Below are 17251 nucleotides of genomic sequence, written 5' to 3'. Positions count from 1 at the left end.
TGATGGCTGGTATAGGTTCCTATGAGTTAAGGAGCCATGCATGCAACCGAAGACACCAGACCATGAATGGGAAATCGATCTCGATCTGAGGACCAAAGCCGGTGAGCGGCTCCGGATGTCCTATGGAACGAATGTCGAAGCTGAAAATCGCGGGATCATCGTTGATGAGGTCACCGCATTCATAGGGCAAGTCAAGGTCGGTTACCTCAAAATCGAGCTTCTGCCTGAAGCGTCTTTACCAAAATTCTTCCCTTCAGGCGTGCTCAATTACATGAGCCATTTCTCGGGCAACCTGGTCTTTCCCTATGGCATGGATTCGACGGACATTAAAACTGCCGATCTCGCGACGCTGCAGCATGTCGTCGATTACTTTTCAACCGGGTGGACATCACATGCGCCTCGGATCATTCTCGAAAACACCGCCGAATTCGATCCTTGGTACCGCAAGAACGTTCTTTCGAAGAAGTGGCTCAAACCCCAGGTCGACCGCTACGACGAGTTCGTGAATCGCCGCCTCAACCAGGCATTCGTGGCCTATGCCAACACGGAATCCCCGAACAAGCAGGTCTACGAGACATCATATTCCGGTAAGGGGATCGGGACTGCCATGTACATCGCCGCTGCCTTCGAACTGGAGCGTCAGGGCATGGCTCTCCGGGGCAGCGAGGTGTGCAACGAGAAAGCTCAGGCGTTGTGGGCTTCTCTCAACGAAAAGGGGATCGTCGAGTCTGTCGGAAACTCACGTTACGTATCCGCGCCCATGATCCGCGAGCGGCTCGGGATCACGCCGCCTTCCGAGATTGCTTTGTCGCTTTAGGGGCCTTTCTGTATTTGACGACCCCTAGGCCTTGAAGCGTTGCGATCTGCTTGTCCGATAGCTCGTCGTCGCGCCACGCCTTCAGCCAGGAGTTCAATCTCCCGCCAAGATGCACGCCTTTGAACATGCTCAAGGGACCGTTCTGAGGAACGTTGGGCGATCCACCGTTCTTGATGTAGCTTTTCAGCAGGCGAATGAATTCGTTGAAGCTCGCAGTGTTGTTAGGCTTGTTTCTCTTGCTTCGCGCAGACATCCGTGCCCGGACCGCTTTCAGATCGACGGGCTGCACGAGGCCAAGGGAAGCAAGCCGCGCACGTAGATCATCATTGACCCTGTTCTCGCGCAGCGCCGATCTGACCGCAGCAAGGTTTCCCTTGTATCGTTTGAAACGAGCCATATCTGATTTAGATAATTTAATGGTGCCGAATTCATCGTAGATCGTCTTTAACTGCGCGTATTTGTTTTCAAGCGCGTCCACCAGGCGGTATTCCCGCCCGTCCTTCTTGAAATTCACGGCCTCAAGTTTGGCCATCTCTTTTACCGACAGACGGGCTTGGGTGGCTTTGTCTCGCAGATAGCCGGTTACAAACCTCCCGAGTTCGAAGCCCTCTTCATTGATGAAACGGTGAGGTACGTTCGAATGTCCGTTGGCAGCGAAATAGGCGAGGAGATGCGGATATCCCTCCTCGAATCGTTGATCCTTTTTCACATCGAAGGAAAAGCCACATGCTTCGATGGCATTCTTTCGCTCCTCTGACAGGGACCCTCTGTTCAGATCGCGACGCCGGGAATCGAGCCAGACCCGTAGCTTATGGTACTCGCCATGAGCCGGAACCTTGCAATGACCGTGCTTCTCCGAGAAAGCCTGCAGCCAGGACAGCCCGGCTCCGAACCTGGACTCGTTCGACGTCGGATTGATGCCAAGCTTGCGTAGAGCGTTTTCACGCTTCTCGTCCATTTTACCGGAAAGCATGAATGTTTTCTGATTGGCAAGCCATAGACCCAGTCGGACGCCACATTCGGTCACGAATAACTTGTTCACCTGGTTCAGGCCATGGGTTTGCGAAGCCGCTTCCAGAAGCGCGAAATGGTCCCAGAAATTGCCCTCGATAGGGTCGATTGAAGAGACGCGGATCAGATCGGCCAGTTCATCTCCTGAGAAATTAATGAAGCCGATATGCTGGTCGAGAACGGCTCGCGCGTCCTCGGTTGGCTTGGGGTCTTTGCTTGCTTTCGCCTTTCGGAATGTCAGGTAAGCGGACTGGAATTCAGGATCGAGCGCCAGCAGTACCTTGAAGACTTCGCGGTATGTTTTCATGCCGGGGATGTCGGCCAACCGTTCACGGCTCATATCCTCAGTGTTAGAGATCACTAATGGCAATAGGACGTGCCCATGATCCGAAACAGGGTTCTTTGGCATACGGACGCAGCGGCCGATGATCTGGGTAATGTCGATTTCCGATTTGACTTCGGCCAGTAGAGCAACGAGGTCTGTTGCAGGGGCATCCATGCCTTCTGTCAAGCAGCGAACATTCGTCACGAGGGCCGGTTTCGTGCCTTCGAGTAGCTTGACGTTCTTGGCTCGGGTCGTGGCCCGTTGTCCGCTGTGAACCACACCTGTCTGGAAGTCCTGCAAAGCTTCCCGGCTCAGGTCCGCGAAGACTTCTGCGCTCTTCTTCGAGCCATGGAATGAGATGATCTTCCGAGCGCCGCATTCCGCGACCGCCTTTTTCAGGCTGGCAATATGCGCGGCCATGTGTCCGTTGACCTCCGCGCGCTCAAGCTGAACTCGCAGGCTGTTGAGGTCTACAGGGAGGTCGTTGACGTCAATCTGGACCACCAGCAGCTTCACGCGCCTGATAACGCCTGCATCGGCAGCCTGGCCGAAGGAATAGCTATGCGCCACCTGGCCAAACAGTGCTTCATTGTCCATTGACACGAATTCGACGTCCCTATCGGGCGGGACATAGCCCTTGAGCTGAATGTTCTTGAGCGTCGCCGTCTGAAACAAGCGTTTCCTGATCGGAATATTTTCATCGAAAAGGGGTCGGGAAAAATTGCTGATGACATCATTCTGGACCTGGCTGACGACCATGCGGTGCGCCTCATCGAAGATGCCGAGATCAAATCGGAATTTCGCGCTTTTGAGGGCTTTTTCGATGACGTCTGAGGAGTGATAGGTCGAAAATACGACCCGAAGTTCTCCCGGACGGCGTTTCTGCTTCAAGAAGTTGCTGACCGCCGCGTCATGGGTCGTGACTGGAAAGCCGACCTCGGACTTCGAGATGTCGTCGATACCTGTGCTTGCAACAGTTTCGTCAGAACAGGCAACAAGGAAACTGACTGGCCGACCGGAGGCAGCGATCTCGGATGCCCAGACTGCTAGGTTCTGCTTGATGAGGGTGAGGGTGGGCTCCATCACAAGGACGGTGCCGCCTTTGCTCAGCACCTCTTCCGCCATGAGAATGGAAGAAAGCGTTTTGCCGGTGCCGCAAGCGGAGTGATGGATAGCGCGGTCGTTCTTTTTCAGCCACTTCGTGACGTCGCTGATTGCGGTCAGCTGGTGTGGTTTTGGCTGGAAGCGGGAACCCGGTGTTTTTACCTTGCCCGCCAGCCACTCTACCGCCCTCGCAATATGGTCCTTTCTTAGGTCCATATGGGCATCGAGGCCCATGACAGTCATGGTATTTTTCTCGGCCATCGAGAGGTTTTTGACGACCTTGTTGCCCAGGTTCACGCTGACAGCCGTTGTGGCAATCAGGTGATGCGAGACGTTCGTGGCCTGTTGGAAGAACGTGGGAAGGTCGCTGTATACGACGTTCTGCTCCGGCTTCAGGTGAAACTTCTGCTGGACTGCAATAACGCGGCCGATCTTATCGACGATGATCCGGTCGATCCCGTTGTCGGCTTCGTCAACGATTCCGAGACTTTGCAGGAGGGTGGAGGGCGCATCTGCGACTCGATAAATATGTTCCACCTGGAGCTTCGGATCGGTCGCGAGAATTGCGGTCGAGAACGCCTCGAAGGCAGCTCCGCGCTGCTCTGGATATCGGAGACCGTCAATCGCCGTCTTCACCTTAGCGAACGTAGAAAACGGCTGTCCTGCCTTGTCGGAAAAGAGCTTTACAAAATCCAGTTTGATTTTATGCGATGCGTTCACTGTTGCGGCCCAGAGGTGGGGTCGCAATCATGGTTCGGCAATTCCGGATGATGGTCAACGATTTTTGGCAGGATTCCTTTGAGAAATTTCACGAACTCCTGGTCTGTAAGGAGTTGCGTCGAAAATTCCCTTGTTTTGGATGCAGTTGCAAATCATGCTTTTTACTTTTTAATCGTCAGGGAGTTCTCAGTGGGTATTGTCGACATCATCAAGGCCGTTCGGGCTGGCGTTCCGAAAAATAAAAATGCGGAAATGCGCTGGTTTACGCGCTTGAGCCTCTTCGCCCATCCATCTTTCTGGCAGGTCCTGCCCCGCGTTCGTCAGATGTCGAAAGTTGGCGGCCGGAAGCGCTGGAGAAGCTGGCTGAACTGGCTTTTCTGGGAGACATCGATGTCCCCGAGGCAGGCATTGGGGACCTCATGGAGAATATGACGCGCAGGTCCATTGGGAATGGGGGCTATCCGGAAACTTCGGTTGATCGCTGAGACCAACCGAAGCCATCCAGAGGTAAACGTATTGTCTCGATGGACGATATGCCACCCAGGCAAGCCCTTGCCCGGGTGTTGCGTTCCATAGCGGGAGCCACTCCCGATCCGGACAATGACGAGGGGCCATTGGCCCATCTATCCCGCAGGCTTTGCCTCCCCTTTCGGGTCGGCCTCCTTGCTTTGGATCGGGAGGTTGATCCTTCCGCCCGTCCAGCCTCGGCATACGCCTTGGCTGTCGCCTTTTTGTACTGACGCTGCAAATCGCTCCAACTCGACCATACATGCCTGATGTTCGTCCTTGCAGGGGGACACAGGGTGACATGATCGCCTGTGTCCAGAGGGACGAGAACGTTCCTCTGGACCACGAATGGCACACGTTCGGACAACCCAATCGCCCGGCGGGCGATAGTGACAGCGGCGGCCGCATGGACGCTCAAGCCATAACGGCGAGCGAACTTGGTGCGACCGATCAAAGAGGTATAGGCGGGGTTTACCCGCCGCAGATGCACGGCATGGCGGGCACAGGCTGACGTCAGTGCTTTGTCAAAAGCCGAGTAAGCCAGGTTCGACAGCATGTAGGCGTAGGCCTTGCCGAAGGCAGCGCCGAGCTGCTCTTTCTTCTTGGCGAAATCCAGATATTCGGAAACGACGGGGACGCCGTGTTGCTTTGCCAGGAGCGCAATCTCTTTGGCGATCTTGCGCATCGCATCGAGGTTCTGGTCCGAGGTTTTTCCCTCAGGGCAAAAGTCGAAACGCCACGTTTCGACGGGATTTCCGAACCGATCAACCAGAGATGCAGCGATATGATCGGCGTTGAAGTCGACGCCCAGCGCACCAAACGACCAATCGATGGTTCCGGCATCTGGGAGAGCTTCATCAACGGTGACCATCACCTTCCAGCTCTTTTCGTCTCGAATGAAGCGGAACGATAGTGGCTGTTGAGCGGCAAGCGCATCGACGAGGACGTCATGGCCATGATTGAAATTCAGGCCGTTAAAAACGATGGAGGGAATAACCCGGCCGTTGACTTTGGTCGCCGCTGTTGCCTGCGATGCCAGCTTCGGCGGTAGACGAAGTTCAAGGGTAAAATTACCGTCTGGCAGAAGCGATAGCCTCACCAGCTCATTTCCGCCCGGCGCGGATCGTGCCCCGACCAGGAAGAAGGACGATTTGCGTGTCTGCCGCCAGTCGTTCAGCCATTCCTTGTGGCTGTTGTAGCCGTTTTTCGCGAGGTTGTTCTGTTTGCGAAACAGCGTCTTCGACCCGAAAGCGATGGAGGGGTTTTGCAGACGTGCTTCCGCGACGTCCAACTTTGCCTGCAGATTGCCGATCCGACGATTATGCGCATGGATGTCGTTCCTGTTTTTCTTGGTGGCGACACGAAGCTCTTTGATTTTTGCCCGCTCGATATCTGCCTTATCCAGGAGCTTCTTCAGTCGAGCCAGGGCTTTCTCGCGTGGCACTACCTTCACAACCGGCAGAGCATCAAGTTTCTCCTTTTGCTCTGCGATTTTCCCCTTCAGCCCTTTGAGTTTGAGAACGGATTTTTCGACTTTTCCCGCGAGAGCCTCGTTCTCCTTCAGCTTTTCCTTCGCCTGTTTTTCCTTGGCTTTAATTTTGCCTTCCAGAGTGGCGATGTTGAGTTTCACCAGTTCTTTAACGGAATCGATCTTACCCTCGTAACTGGTCTTTGCAGATCGGAACGCGGTGGAGGATAGCCCGAGTTTCTGGTAGATCGATGCGTAGTTTTCCGCCGTCCATTCGTTTCCGGCCATCAAGAATGCATGGATTTTCCGTTCCGCCATAGACATGAGATGCGCAAATCCCTCCAGGCCCTTGCCTGTGAATGCTTCATCTCTTGAAATACGCGTTTCGAAAACTCTAATCATTCAGTCCTGTTTCGACGGGAATTTTGCCTTAGCGGCTCGCGGTTAATGTTGACATAAACCAAAACATGAACGGCTTATCGTGTCAACATACCGATAGCCAGTCATAGATAATAAACCGTTGACGGAAATTTCGAGGTTCAACCTGGAAATCCGGATAGCCGGAATGGGAAGCTCTGAAGCAGGCGTCCGTCATCGTGTTCTGGGTGCCGCGCGAGATTGCGGCGATGCCAGCATTCACGACGAATGTGGAATTCGGCGATTGGGTGAAGAGCGGCAAGGTCATTTTAGGGGCACCAGCCGATGGGCCGAAAATGAGCTATCTCAGAATACTGGCCAAGAAATACAACGTTCCCTGTTTCGACACGCTGGATGAGACCTTGCAGGCCGCTGTTGAAAGGAACCGGCGCATGGTCCGCGAGACAACGCGCCGTATCACGCCGGACGCTTAATGTTTTTCGAGGGCTACCGGGTGTTCCGAGTAGCCCTCGACGGGATAAACCAGGTTACGCCGCATCCTGCAGTGCAGCCGTTGCCAGACGGTGCAAAAGCGCTTTTGTCACCACGCGTGCTGCAGCTTCACTCTCGCAAGCTTCAGCATGGCTCAGGTCGGCCCGGGCGGCAGTGCTTCTCTTGGATTGTTCATCGAGAGTTTTCTGACAGACGCGTTCTGTCACGAAAGACGGCACAGCCTTCGACGTTTCGGCATCACAATTAATCAAGCGAGAAGCCTCGTCGATAATGCGCGTCTTCAGTTGTGCCATCTCGGCTTTTCGCGCCTTTGCATAAGACCTTGCTTGCCAACGATGATCCATGCAGTAAGGACCAGCATAGTGCAGCGTGTTGATCTCGACAGCTGTGATGCCGCGCTCCGTCAACCCCATGTCGACGACATAGTTCAGGATGCCGTATGTCTTCAGCTCTGCTGCGATTTTCCTTACTTCCCGGGCAAATGCGGCTGAAGTCTTTCGATCAACGACATAGGAGGTGATGCCTCGGTCGTATGCCCCTTGGTTGATCGCGGGAACCTTTAGAACGGCGAGACGGTCATCCAGGCGCTTTCCTTCCCTGCAGTCAATGCGGGAAAAGTTCCGGTCGGAGCAGGCGGACGTGATTAGCCGTCCATTGTGAATGTAAAACCGCTGCTCGTGAGTAAACGGCAGGCGTTCTTGGACGATGCTGGCATCAGTTGCCTTGAGCATCGTGAGCTTGCTATCCGCATCCTCGACGGTCCGAATGCCGGTGAGATCAATCGTCCACGTTCCGGACTTCGATGAAGCGCCTTTGATAAAGGCATGGGTCTCACCTTGCCACGCCATGTCGGCAATGATGGCAGCAGCGGTTTCTCGATTGGCGGCAAAAATGGACCGGCGCTTCATGTATTTCATGAACGGTGGCCAGAACCAGTATTCCGGGTGGTCATTCAGACGGTGTTCCATCCACGGCTCAACGTTCCCGACATTTTTGAACATCGGCAATCCGTCTTCGTGCTTGCCGATGTATCGGAATGCCATGCCGCTATGAACAAGGGTAACGCCCCCTGGCAACATCGACGCACAGCTCAGCACGGTATCCGCATCGTCGATAATGTGAAGCCGTGAATCTCGCGGATCGTCCTTGGCGTAACCGGCAGCATGGTCGACTTCTGCAAAGAACTTTGCCTTTTCCGATAAGCCGACGGCCTGCAGGGAATTCTTGGCGCTCGGCTTTACGGTCAGACCTTTTTCGCCTCTGTCGAAGTGCCACTTCAACTGCGAAAGGGTCCATCCCACATAGCTCTGGCCGACTTTCTCATGGTTCCAAGATGGATCGTCATTGAATCCCGGAAAGCTTCGCTCCCAGGCAAGACGCCATTTTTCAAGGATTTCGCGCGCTTCCGGACGAAATTCGGCGGCTCGCTCGATCACTTCCTTGTAGGGGACATTTCGCACGAGTTGGATCAGGCACGTTGATTTTGCGGGTCGTTCGCTCTGGGGCGGACGAAACATTTCCTGTGGCATGTTCTCGACATTCCAGAATTGCCCAACCCAGGCAGGCCTCAAATCAGGGCTTGTCTTTTTTGCGCGTGCTCTTTCGACGTAGACGTCTCGTAAGCCTTTTTCAATCTGTACAGTATTGCTCATTTCATGCTCCTGAAAGGTCTTTTCGGCGAAGGTTTACTGGACGCACAATACCGGTCAAAGACAGCGTTCATGTAGAAACACCCGTCTTGTTTTGCGGCTTCTAATTCGCGCCAGAGTTCCCGATGATTTGGGTTCTCTGGACGTACGCCGTTGCGCTCCTTAACGGTATCCACAAGGATTTCGACCATCTTTTTCTTGACCAGGTCAAGAATGTCCCCCTCGTCGAAATCAAGGTATTCAAGGCAACTGGCGAAAACTTTGCTCTCCAAAGCCTGATCCGCTAGCTTTTCGATATCAGCGATCTCCTGCTCGAAATTGGCAAAATGCAAGCTTTCCAGTAGCCCGTTATCGAGCTTCGGCGGCATTGACAGCTCGACGCCGCGCCTCCATAGACGGTCGCCCTCATACGCGAAAATACGTACATTGGTGTCGGTGATTAGCACCCTTGCAGTGAATATTGCTCGCGTGCCGACGCATGTCTGACCGACAGCGTCCGCAATGATGTCAAAGAATTCCTCAGTCAATGGAACATGTTTTGTTTCCTGAGAGGATTTTTCTTCAGGAATGTCGAAATCGAAAACTGATGTGTCGAAACCGAGCGCATCGGACTCCGTCTTTCTAGTCACTTGATCCTGCGTCTCCTGCTGGAAGAAAATATGTTCGGTCATCAACAGGTTGCCTAGATTTTCGGGCGCGAAAATCTGGTTTATCGCTGTAGTGTCGTCGGTTCCCATGGCAAGAACCCGATTTCCCTGGATTAGCAACGAAGCTGACAGCATTCGTCCCTCGCAACAAAGGTTTTCCAAGAACACAGGTTGGTTTGTACAGTTGAACTTCCGCTCCCCGGCCGGGTGCGGTTCGATTCTTTGCACCATTTCAAGGGCGTTGCGTTCGTGACAACCACGCTTCCTGATCTGGTACATGTGCTGCCCGACCATGACGGTCATCGTTCCCAACTTACTTTTTTCGAAAGTCGCAAACTTGAGAGCGTCACGGATAAGTTCGTCGGCAGTCTCGTCGATGTTCTCCGGAGCCACCTCGGGAAAATCATCGATGTGCAGTTCGTCAAACACCCGGTACCATTCGCCCAAAAGCCCCACAAGGTCTGGGCGTTTCCGGATGGCTGCAGCAACGGATGTGGTATGGAACGGCGTGACAACACCAAAGAACGGCTCTCGTTTCCACAAGTCGTTCGGATACGCGACGGTTCTCGTATGTACGGAAGCTTTGGCCAGAAGGGAATCATCCCTTAACCGAGCGAAAAAATTACTCAGCGACATGCCAATATCATTACCGTCAGCTAGAACCGCTTCCATTGCCTTTTTGGCTTCGTTTTTCAAGTCTGCGTCGAGAGACCAGGGTCCGTCTACGAACCCCAGTGAGCTAAGCGCTTTCATCACTCTGTCGTTGGAGGAAATGCGTTCCCGGAGATCAAACGTGCTACCCGGAGGCCGGTCCGCAAACCTCATTGGGCGGCGCGGGGCGCTCTCAGAAGCGAATTCATCAGGGATGGTTCTCTCGGCGTTTGGCATCGGTTCTCCAGCAAATATGACAGATTTGAATTTCCGAAAGGAATTCAGATGCGGATAGTTTTGTTGACGAATTCCTTTTACGCAAGCTCTGTCTCAAGAATTTTCGTCAACAAAATTTTTGCCTGCCCTCTGAGCTGTTTTTCAGCGCTTTTGTGGCAACATGTCGTTTACCAGAAACCATTTTCCCGTACCCAAAATTGATATTCGTCAGCGCTGAGACCTGTTCTCCTGTTTTCCGGCTTGAAGTTCTTTTGATTTGTCCATAAATCTCTGGGTGAATAACCCGCAAAGGAAATAAAATGTCCACGCAGAACATTAAGATCGCCATGTGCCAGCTGAATCCGACGACAGGCGATTTCGAAGGCAACTTCAACAAGGCTGCCGTTGCCATTGCTTCTGTTGATGCCGACATTTACGTGCTGCCCGAGTGCTATGTCTCCAACTACATGGCGCGAGACCTTTTCCTCAACGAAGCTTTCATCCAGGAAACCGCGCGTTGGGTCGAGAAATATGCCGCGCTGTCCGGTGAAACCGGCAAGACCATCGTCTTCGGTGCACCCTATGGCGGACGGACGAACTCCAATCGTACCTACAACATGTTGCTGATCGCCCGTGATGGGAAGATCGTCTGGACGCACAGCAAGCGCAACCGCCCGAACTATGACGTTTTCGACGACAAGCGCTATTTCGAACATGGCAGTGGCGCACAGGCTGATTTCTACGAATGGATCGATGGTGACCGTCGCTTCAATATCGTCACCGGCATTTGCGAGGAAATCTGGCAGAAGGCACCGCTTGCGCAGGGCGATATCGTTCTGGTCATCAATTCGAGTCCTTATGCCATCGGCAAGGCAACCCGCCGCCGCAAGATCGTCATGGAACGCGTTTTCGAAACCCGTATGCCGATGGTCTATGTCAACCAGGTCGGTGGCAGTGACGATCTCGTGGTCGACGGCGGCTCCAGCGCGGTCGATTTCGACGGCCGCATCTATGAAATGGCCCCGTTTCGCGAAGGCGTTGAGGTCGTGGAATTCGCGCGTGACGCCGCCGGTCCCTTGAAGCTGGTTGCGACCAAGGAGCCGCTCAAGCCCCATGACACGGTGGAAAAGTATATCGCCGCATGTATGGGCCTTCGTGACTGGTTCTACAAGAACGGCGTCTGGAAGTCGGTCGTGCTTGGCCTTTCCGGTGGCAAGGACTCCTGCATGGTCGCCTTGATGGTGTCGGACGTTCTTGGCGAGGACCTGCTTCGCGCCATTACGATGCCGAGCCAGCACACGGCTGACATCTCCAACACCTATGCCTTCCGTCTGGCGGCGGGCGTAGGTCAGGGCATTCGGACCCATACCCTTCCCATCGGTGGCGTGTTCGACCGTTTCCTTGCAGAACTCGATGCTGTCTTCGGGCAAGAGGCTCCTGGCCTGGCAGACGAAAACCTGCAGCCGCAAATTCGGGGCGACTATCTGTCATTCTATTCGAACCGGTACCGCGCGATGATTGCCTCGACCGGCAACAAGTCCGAAGTGGCCATGGGCTATGCAACCTTATATGGCGACATGAGGGGCGCGTACAATCCAATTGGTGACCTCTACGCGACTGAAGTCATCGATTTGCTGAAGATGCGTCACCGTCACGCGGTGGAAGGTGATGCCGTTTTCGAGAGCCGGTTCGTTGAAGCTTTTGGTCGCAAACCCGTCACGCTGACCGAGGACGCGGCGCTTGCTCTTTACGAGACCCTCAATCGTGCGCCGTCGGCCGAGCTTCGTCCTGACCAGAAGGATACCGACAGCTTGCCGGACTATCCGATCCTCGACAGCATCATCAAGGCGATGGTCGACAACCGGGAGAGCTGGACCAATGAGCGCATTGCCCAGGAAACCGGACATTCGCTCGAAACGGTCATCTTCGTGCGGGCCAGACTGCGCCAGAACGAGTTCAAGCGTGATCAGAGCTGCCCGAAGCCAAAGATTCATATGAAGTCGTTCTCGAAGCTTGATTGGCGTTACCCGCTGGTCAACAAGTTCGTGGAGAAGTAAGGTCGGCTCCGAAACGGAGAGTCTGACATGCCTTATGGACCATTCGGCGATTATTACGATCCAAACCTCTTGAGGATCGCATCTGAAATCCGGGATCGGTACTTTCCTGATCCCGGATTTGAACCAGGCCTGATCGTTGACCATAAGGATGGCTACCGGGTCCGGATCGAGAGTGGGCAGTATCTCGGACATAGCGGCCCAGTATCCGGCATTTCCAATTTCTGGACGTGGCACCGGGTTGATGAGCACGACAACAAGATCGGTGAGCCGGTCAGTGGTTATGGCACTGAGCTGATCTCGCCGAGGACCGCAGAGGTTATCCCGTTTCCGGGAAGTTCCGGCCCAGGCTGATAAAAGTGAAGAGAGACGCGCTGATGCTGACAAAACGTGCCTGGGAAGTTCTGCGGCAGATGAATGCCGAGGAGAAGGCCGGGAACCATGAAGACGCGGAAATCGTGTGCGAGGGCTTCATCTGCTATCTTGGCGTGGAACGGCTTTCCTATCGCACGGTCTCCAACCTCCTGTCTCATTGCTGCGTTTCATCGACGAAGGATGAGGGCAGTTCGATGGATCGCTTCAGCCTGAACGGCACGGGTCGCGCCGCTCTTGAGGATGAAGGCGTGCCGGAACGCGTCCGGCTTGCTTTGGCTTCCAACACTCCCATCGATCAAAAAGGCTTCCCCTCAACGATCTGACTGGATGATCCGGACGGTCGGATTACAGCAGGTAAAGGGCGACAGCGAAAACACCGGCAAGTGGGAAAATGGTCTCGTCCCTGGTGAAGTTGTTCGCCCGCAGAAGGCCGATTTTCGTCGACAGGCCGACGAAGCAGACGACGGCAAAGAACAGGCAGCAAACAAAAACCGATTTGCGTCGACCATCATCCAGTGCCTGGATCGTTTGGACCATCTGAGGCGCTGCCAAAATTGCTATACCAAGCCACAGGTAGAACACGGCCATCAATCCATTCATCGCGGCGTCGAACCGATCTCTTAAGGGCATATGTGAATTCCTTTGTGTTTGCTGATGCCTGTATTGAAGTTTTTTGGTTATTCAAACAGCGGTCAACCTAAAAATCAGAAATTATCTTGCTTCCAAATTGTTGACATTGCCAGTGTTTGCGATACATTTCCGTTTAAGAGCAACGGAGTATCCTTACCATGGGCGTGATAGTTGGGTTTAAGGCAGGTGCTAAAGACAAGACTTCCTCCAAGAAGATCGACGACAGCTCCACTCCGAAAACCCTGAACATCCCCACTGCCGGGATTTCCTATTACCCTTCATACGCCGCCGGAGATTTCGCTCTCGCGCAACAGCGCTTCCACTATGCCAGCGGCCTCGAAAAAGCGAAGACCCGCGAAGATCGTCGTCAGGCGGCAAAGGATCGTGAAGCCTACGGCGGTCTCGTCCACCTTGATCTCTCCGACCCTGAACTGGTGCTGGAAATTGACCAGATCGATGCCTTCGTCCTGCGTGTTACGGGTCATCCTCATGCCTGGCTCGCGGCCTGGTCTTATCGTGAATACGTTCGCTGCATTGTTACCAGTGGAGACCTGAACGCACAGGAATACGTGGATCAGGCCTACGCTGCGGCGATTTCGGTTGGTTAATCACACTTCTGTTGAAGGTAGTTCGTCTCAGAAGCCAGGTTTCCTTAAAAGAGGAAAGGGCGGGATGAGCGCCCTTTGAACCCGTCAGCGTCTCATTGCGTTATCGCGCATGGTGTCGGCCCAATCGGATGGTTCTTCACCGTGCTTGTACTTGAACGCCGAGTCAATGTCAGAGGCAACCACGCCCTGATCCTTGTCGAAACGGTGCGACAGCTTCAGAGCTACGCCCATCACCACGGCCGACGCCTCTTTGTCCCTTAGAATTTCATCGTGGATGTGCTCCAGTTGAGATCCGATTGCCTCGTCGACAGTTCGTCGAGGGTTTTGCCCATTTGTTTAGTCTCCTGTGAGTTCTGCCCCTAATCCTAACGGTCAATCACGCTTGTGACCATTGCCCCAACAGAAAACGCCGCCAAGAGGTCCCTGACGGCGTTTGCCTGTTTCTATATCGAACCCGGATCAGCCTTGGAAGGGATCAGTGCCGGGGGCAGGCTTCCCATTGGGCGTGATTGCGCCAGGCTTCAGTTCAGCAGAGACCTGGTGCTTTTCCGCAACAGGTCTGGCCGGTGCCGGAGTTGCTGGCTTCACCGGGTGACCTTCGTGATCGGAGTTGATAGCAGCGACCATGTTGTTCATCAGGACGTCGGAACCGCCGCTGATGAAGACCGTCTTGCCACCATTTGCCGAGGCGTCGCGCAGAGCTTCACGGGTGTCGAGAGCGTTGAAGAAGCCGAGGGCGTCACGCGAAGTGATCGTACCGTCGTGAATTCCTTCAACAAACTCGTTCAAGCTACTTGCGTTACCACGAGCCATTATTTCGCGGGCAGCGACGAGTGCCTCAGTCTTCTTCTTCAGCGCCTCACCTTCAGCCTCAGCGCGCATGACACGTTTTACCTTTTCGACTTCACCTTCCGCCTTCGCGGCATCCAGGTTGCGCTCGGCAATGAGCTTGCGTTCCCATGCTGCGGTCATTTCAGCCGAAAGATGTGGCTCGTCAACGAGAAGGGCTGCGAGGTCGAAGCCATACTTGTCGAACTCTTCAAGAAGTTCTGCCTTGATGCGCTTCGAAATCTCGTCCTTCGACTTCAGGATGGTCGCAACGGTCTGACCGTTGATTTCGCCACGTAGATTGGCTTCGAGGTAGGACTGAATCTGGCGAACTGGATCGCTCAGGGTGTAGGCAGCCTCGTAGTATTTGCCTTCCTTAGGCGAATACTGGGCTTTGACCGTGATGCCCATCTTGGCACCGTCTTCAGTGACGGACGAGGCGCTGATGACCATTTCCTGAATCTGTAGAGAGACTGTGCGGTCCTTCGATTCAATCGGCCACGGCTTCTTCAGGTGAAGGCCAGCGGTGTAGGTCTTGTGATATCGGCCGCCAAAAAGCGTGGTGGTGACGTAGCTCTTTTCGTCGACAACGATCCAGCCCGTCATCACGATGATGAACGCTGCTAGAACAATGAACGCCAACGCGAAGGTCGCGAAGATGGTGAAAAGCATCGATATTCCTCAGTTCATGTTTTCGGTGAGGAATTATCGGTTTAAATTTCTTTTTCTGTCAACGCATTTTGCGATGAATTCCTTTGCAAAAGCTACGAAAACAAAAACTGCGGCGGAATTCCTTCCGCCGCAGTTTGGTGCGCGCGCTATTTGAGGGCGCTCGTTATCTCATCGTAGAAATGGTGGGTTCTTTATCCAGGTCTTGTTCTGGATCATATCCGACGACGATCTCATTTGCGTCCATTTTTCCGCTCTGGTAGTAGCTCGCTGGTCCCGCCCAAAGCGAGCGATACGGTTCCAGGCGCGGATCATCGGATGTGAAATCGAAATCCCAGTCGATGACATCATTGCCCTTGTCGAAATCTCTGATTTGATATTTCGCGCGGTCAGAATCGATCCGGAACTGGTCGATGGAAATGGGATCGCCCGTCACGAGCGCGGGCGGGTCCAATTGGATATAGTGTTGCTGGTCGGTATCACCGAAATATCCGCAGCACGATTTGATGTAGACCTGCTTCTGGCTGATCGCCTGGGCATCTCTCCATGCGAGCGTGACGAGGTCCTGGTGAGACAGGCTTTCGTATCCCATGTCTTCGATGGTTTTGCCTGTAAGCATCATGTCACCACAAAAAGAGCCGTCTGAATGCAGTAACGGTGAATGAACGAACCCGGTTTGTTCTGCAAGTGGTCCGGTCAGAAACTTGAGGCTCCATGTGCCGCGAACATACGGCATACTGTTTTCATCCAGGTCTCCTATGGCAAGTTCCTTTTCTGGCGTCTCGATGACAAGAGCCAGGTCATATCTTTGACCATTGCTTGCGTCCCGTGTGCCCTGGAAATAACCGGATACGTTTGCGTATTCCGTGACACGGATGATCTGACCGAGCTTACTCTGGTAGTTTTTGGTCGCACGTTCGATCAGAGCTTCGAGCGTATAGGTCGCTTTTGGCGGTTCGCTTGCAGGATGCTTTTCGCCCCCAATGACCGGCTCTTCAGCCTCGGCAACTGGTGACACGGGGGTGGCGGCCTCGGTGCTGGTGACGTCGATGGGATATTCGCCGCTACGTTCATCGCGTTTCGTTTGAACTGCAGCAGCGAAGTTCTTCGAACTGAAACCAGCGAAGTGCATCATCGGCAGGTCCTTAACCACGGCCCAATCAACGATGCCCGCTAGAACGCTGAGTTCGTCTCCCTTACGCTCTGTCAGGTCCCGGAAATATTCGGGATGAGCAGTCCTGATATATTCGTACTGCCTTGCACATTCCTGAAGGAGTGCCGCGTTCTTGTCTTCATTGCTTCCCGAGTCTTGGAAACCGACGGTGTTTTTGAAGTTCTCGACGAACCTCCAGTAAGGTGTGTCATCACCATACTTCTGGACGATCTCCAGAATCTGCTGCTCTGCACTGATGCTCATAGGTGTTCCTCTTGCGTGGTCTTCATGATCGTCAAAAATAAGTCAGCAAGGAGCAACGGCAATATCGTTGCGAACTCCTTTGAAAGCAGTCAACATATGGAGAATTCCACGCCTATGAGATTATCCATGGCCATCAAACGACTTCTTTCACCCCTCAATGCGGCCTTCGCCGTTTCGGTATCGGCGATTTCAGGTGCCCTGCTTCTGCAACACGTGTGGGGCTATCAGCCTTGCGTCCTCTGTCTTGAGCAGAGGACGCCTTATTACATCGCTCTGCCGCTCGTTTTCCTGGCGATTGCCCTCAAGGCCTTCCGGAACAACATGGCGACGGCTCTCTCCCTTCTGCTGACAGTCGTTTCTGTTGTTCTCTTCGCATGGGGGCTCGATACCGCCGTCTTTCATGCCGGTGCCGAGTGGCATTTCTGGGCGGGTCCGCAGACCTGCGGATCGACAGCAGAAGTGGCGAACAGCCTTGACGCCTATATTGCGCAACTGAAGGCGACCCCGGTCATCGATTGCACCAAGCCTGCGCTGGTCTTTGGCGGTCTTTCGCTGGCTGGCTGGAATGTTGTGGCTCTGTGCATGACCATCGGTCTGCTTCTCTGGTCTGCCAAACAGACTGCGGATGCAATCTTGCGTGATCTAAAAGGCTAAGATCAGTAATCACCTGAATTGAAAAGGGGCC

At 54.0% G+C, this 17251-nt stretch carries 16 protein-coding genes; 9 read left to right on the top strand and 7 right to left on the bottom strand.

Translation table 11 applies throughout. From position 1 onward, the window contains the following. Positions 1-40: 40 nt before the first annotated feature. Positions 41-817 carry a hypothetical protein gene (locus tag FFR93_RS04755; RefSeq protein ID WP_138392226.1) on the top strand — a complete coding sequence of 259 codons (777 nt, stop codon included), beginning with the start codon at positions 41-43 and terminating at the stop codon, positions 815-817. Here FFR93_RS04755 and FFR93_RS04750 read toward each other — a convergent pair. After that, the gene (locus tag FFR93_RS04750; protein ID WP_171049082.1) at positions 783-3977 is read right to left on the bottom strand and encodes a DEAD/DEAH box helicase; all 3195 of its coding nucleotides are present in this window, start codon (positions 3975-3977) and stop codon (positions 783-785) included. The two genes, FFR93_RS04755 and FFR93_RS04750, sit on opposite strands and share 35 nt — an antisense overlap. A 189-nt stretch (positions 3978-4166) precedes the next feature. Here FFR93_RS04750 and FFR93_RS04745 point away from each other — a divergent pair, with 189 nt between their 5' ends. Continuing rightward, the gene (locus FFR93_RS04745; RefSeq protein ID WP_138392224.1) at positions 4167-4409 is read left to right on the top strand and encodes a hypothetical protein; all 243 of its coding nucleotides are present in this window, start codon (positions 4167-4169) and stop codon (positions 4407-4409) included. Between the two features lie 25 nt (positions 4410-4434). Here FFR93_RS04745 and FFR93_RS04740 read toward each other — a convergent pair whose 3' ends face one another. Continuing rightward, positions 4435-6276, bottom strand: a complete 1842-nt coding sequence (locus FFR93_RS04740; RefSeq protein ID WP_171049081.1) for a hypothetical protein — start codon at positions 6274-6276, stop codon at positions 4435-4437. Positions 6277-6578: 302 nt separating this feature from the next. On the opposite strand from FFR93_RS04740, the gene FFR93_RS04735 reads away from it, so the two are divergent. Continuing rightward, a complete protein-coding gene (locus FFR93_RS04735; RefSeq protein WP_138392222.1) occupies positions 6579-6803 on the top strand; it encodes a hypothetical protein in 225 nt (74 codons plus the stop codon). A gap of 54 nt (positions 6804-6857) precedes the next feature. Here FFR93_RS04735 and FFR93_RS04730 read toward each other — a convergent pair whose 3' ends face one another. Further along, positions 6858-8474 carry an ATP-grasp domain-containing protein gene (locus FFR93_RS04730; RefSeq protein ID WP_138392221.1) on the bottom strand — a complete coding sequence of 539 codons (1617 nt, stop codon included), beginning with the start codon at positions 8472-8474 and terminating at the stop codon, positions 6858-6860. Next, positions 8471-10006 (bottom strand): hypothetical protein, encoded by a 1536-nt coding sequence (locus tag FFR93_RS04725; protein WP_138392220.1) that lies wholly within the window; start codon positions 10004-10006, stop codon positions 8471-8473. Before FFR93_RS04725 ends, FFR93_RS04730 begins: the two co-directional genes overlap by 4 nt. A gap of 299 nt (positions 10007-10305) precedes the next feature. On the opposite strand from FFR93_RS04725, the gene FFR93_RS04720 reads away from it, so the two are divergent. From FFR93_RS04720 to FFR93_RS04700, 5 genes are all read left to right on the top strand, one after another. After that, complete coding sequence (locus FFR93_RS04720) at positions 10306-12042, top strand: NAD+ synthase (protein ID WP_138392219.1); 1737 nt, start codon at positions 10306-10308, stop codon at positions 12040-12042. Positions 12043-12069: 27 nt separating this feature from the next. Beyond that, a complete protein-coding gene (locus FFR93_RS04715; RefSeq protein WP_138392218.1) occupies positions 12070-12393 on the top strand; it encodes a hypothetical protein in 324 nt (107 codons plus the stop codon). Between the two features lie 23 nt (positions 12394-12416). After that, the gene (locus tag FFR93_RS04710; RefSeq protein WP_138392217.1) at positions 12417-12737 is read left to right on the top strand and encodes a hypothetical protein; all 321 of its coding nucleotides are present in this window, start codon (positions 12417-12419) and stop codon (positions 12735-12737) included. A 4-nt stretch (positions 12738-12741) separates the two neighbouring features. Beyond that, entirely contained in the window at positions 12742-13038 is a 297-nt protein-coding gene (locus tag FFR93_RS04705; RefSeq protein WP_138392216.1) for a hypothetical protein, read from the top strand. 164 nt (positions 13039-13202) lie between these two features. After that, positions 13203-13652: a hypothetical protein gene (locus FFR93_RS04700; protein ID WP_138392215.1), complete on the top strand. Its 450-nt coding sequence runs from the start codon at positions 13203-13205 to the stop codon at positions 13650-13652. Between the two features lie 84 nt (positions 13653-13736). Here FFR93_RS04700 and FFR93_RS40710 read toward each other — a convergent pair whose 3' ends face one another. The 3 genes from FFR93_RS40710 to FFR93_RS04690 all read right to left on the bottom strand — a co-directional run bounded on the left by FFR93_RS40710 (position 13737) and on the right by FFR93_RS04690 (position 16566). Beyond that, complete coding sequence (locus FFR93_RS40710) at positions 13737-13889, bottom strand: hypothetical protein (RefSeq protein ID WP_171049080.1); 153 nt, start codon at positions 13887-13889, stop codon at positions 13737-13739. A 222-nt stretch (positions 13890-14111) separates the two neighbouring features. After that, the gene (locus tag FFR93_RS04695) at positions 14112-15152 is read right to left on the bottom strand and encodes an SPFH domain-containing protein (protein WP_138392214.1); all 1041 of its coding nucleotides are present in this window, start codon (positions 15150-15152) and stop codon (positions 14112-14114) included. A 163-nt stretch (positions 15153-15315) separates the two neighbouring features. After that, on the bottom strand, positions 15316-16566 hold the full coding sequence (locus FFR93_RS04690; protein ID WP_171049079.1) for a hypothetical protein: 1251 nt from the start codon (positions 16564-16566) through the stop codon (positions 15316-15318). A 24-nt stretch (positions 16567-16590) separates the two neighbouring features. Here FFR93_RS04690 and FFR93_RS04685 point away from each other — a divergent pair, with 24 nt between their 5' ends. Continuing rightward, on the top strand, positions 16591-17220 hold the full coding sequence (locus FFR93_RS04685) for a disulfide bond formation protein B (protein WP_246661284.1): 630 nt from the start codon (positions 16591-16593) through the stop codon (positions 17218-17220). Positions 17221-17251 lie beyond the last annotated feature (31 nt).

Source organism: Rhizobium sp. MHM7A (assembly GCF_005862215.1).
GTDB lineage: Bacteria > Pseudomonadota > Alphaproteobacteria > Rhizobiales > Rhizobiaceae > Rhizobium > Rhizobium bangladeshense.
This window is presented reverse-complemented; position numbering and strand designations above follow the sequence as displayed.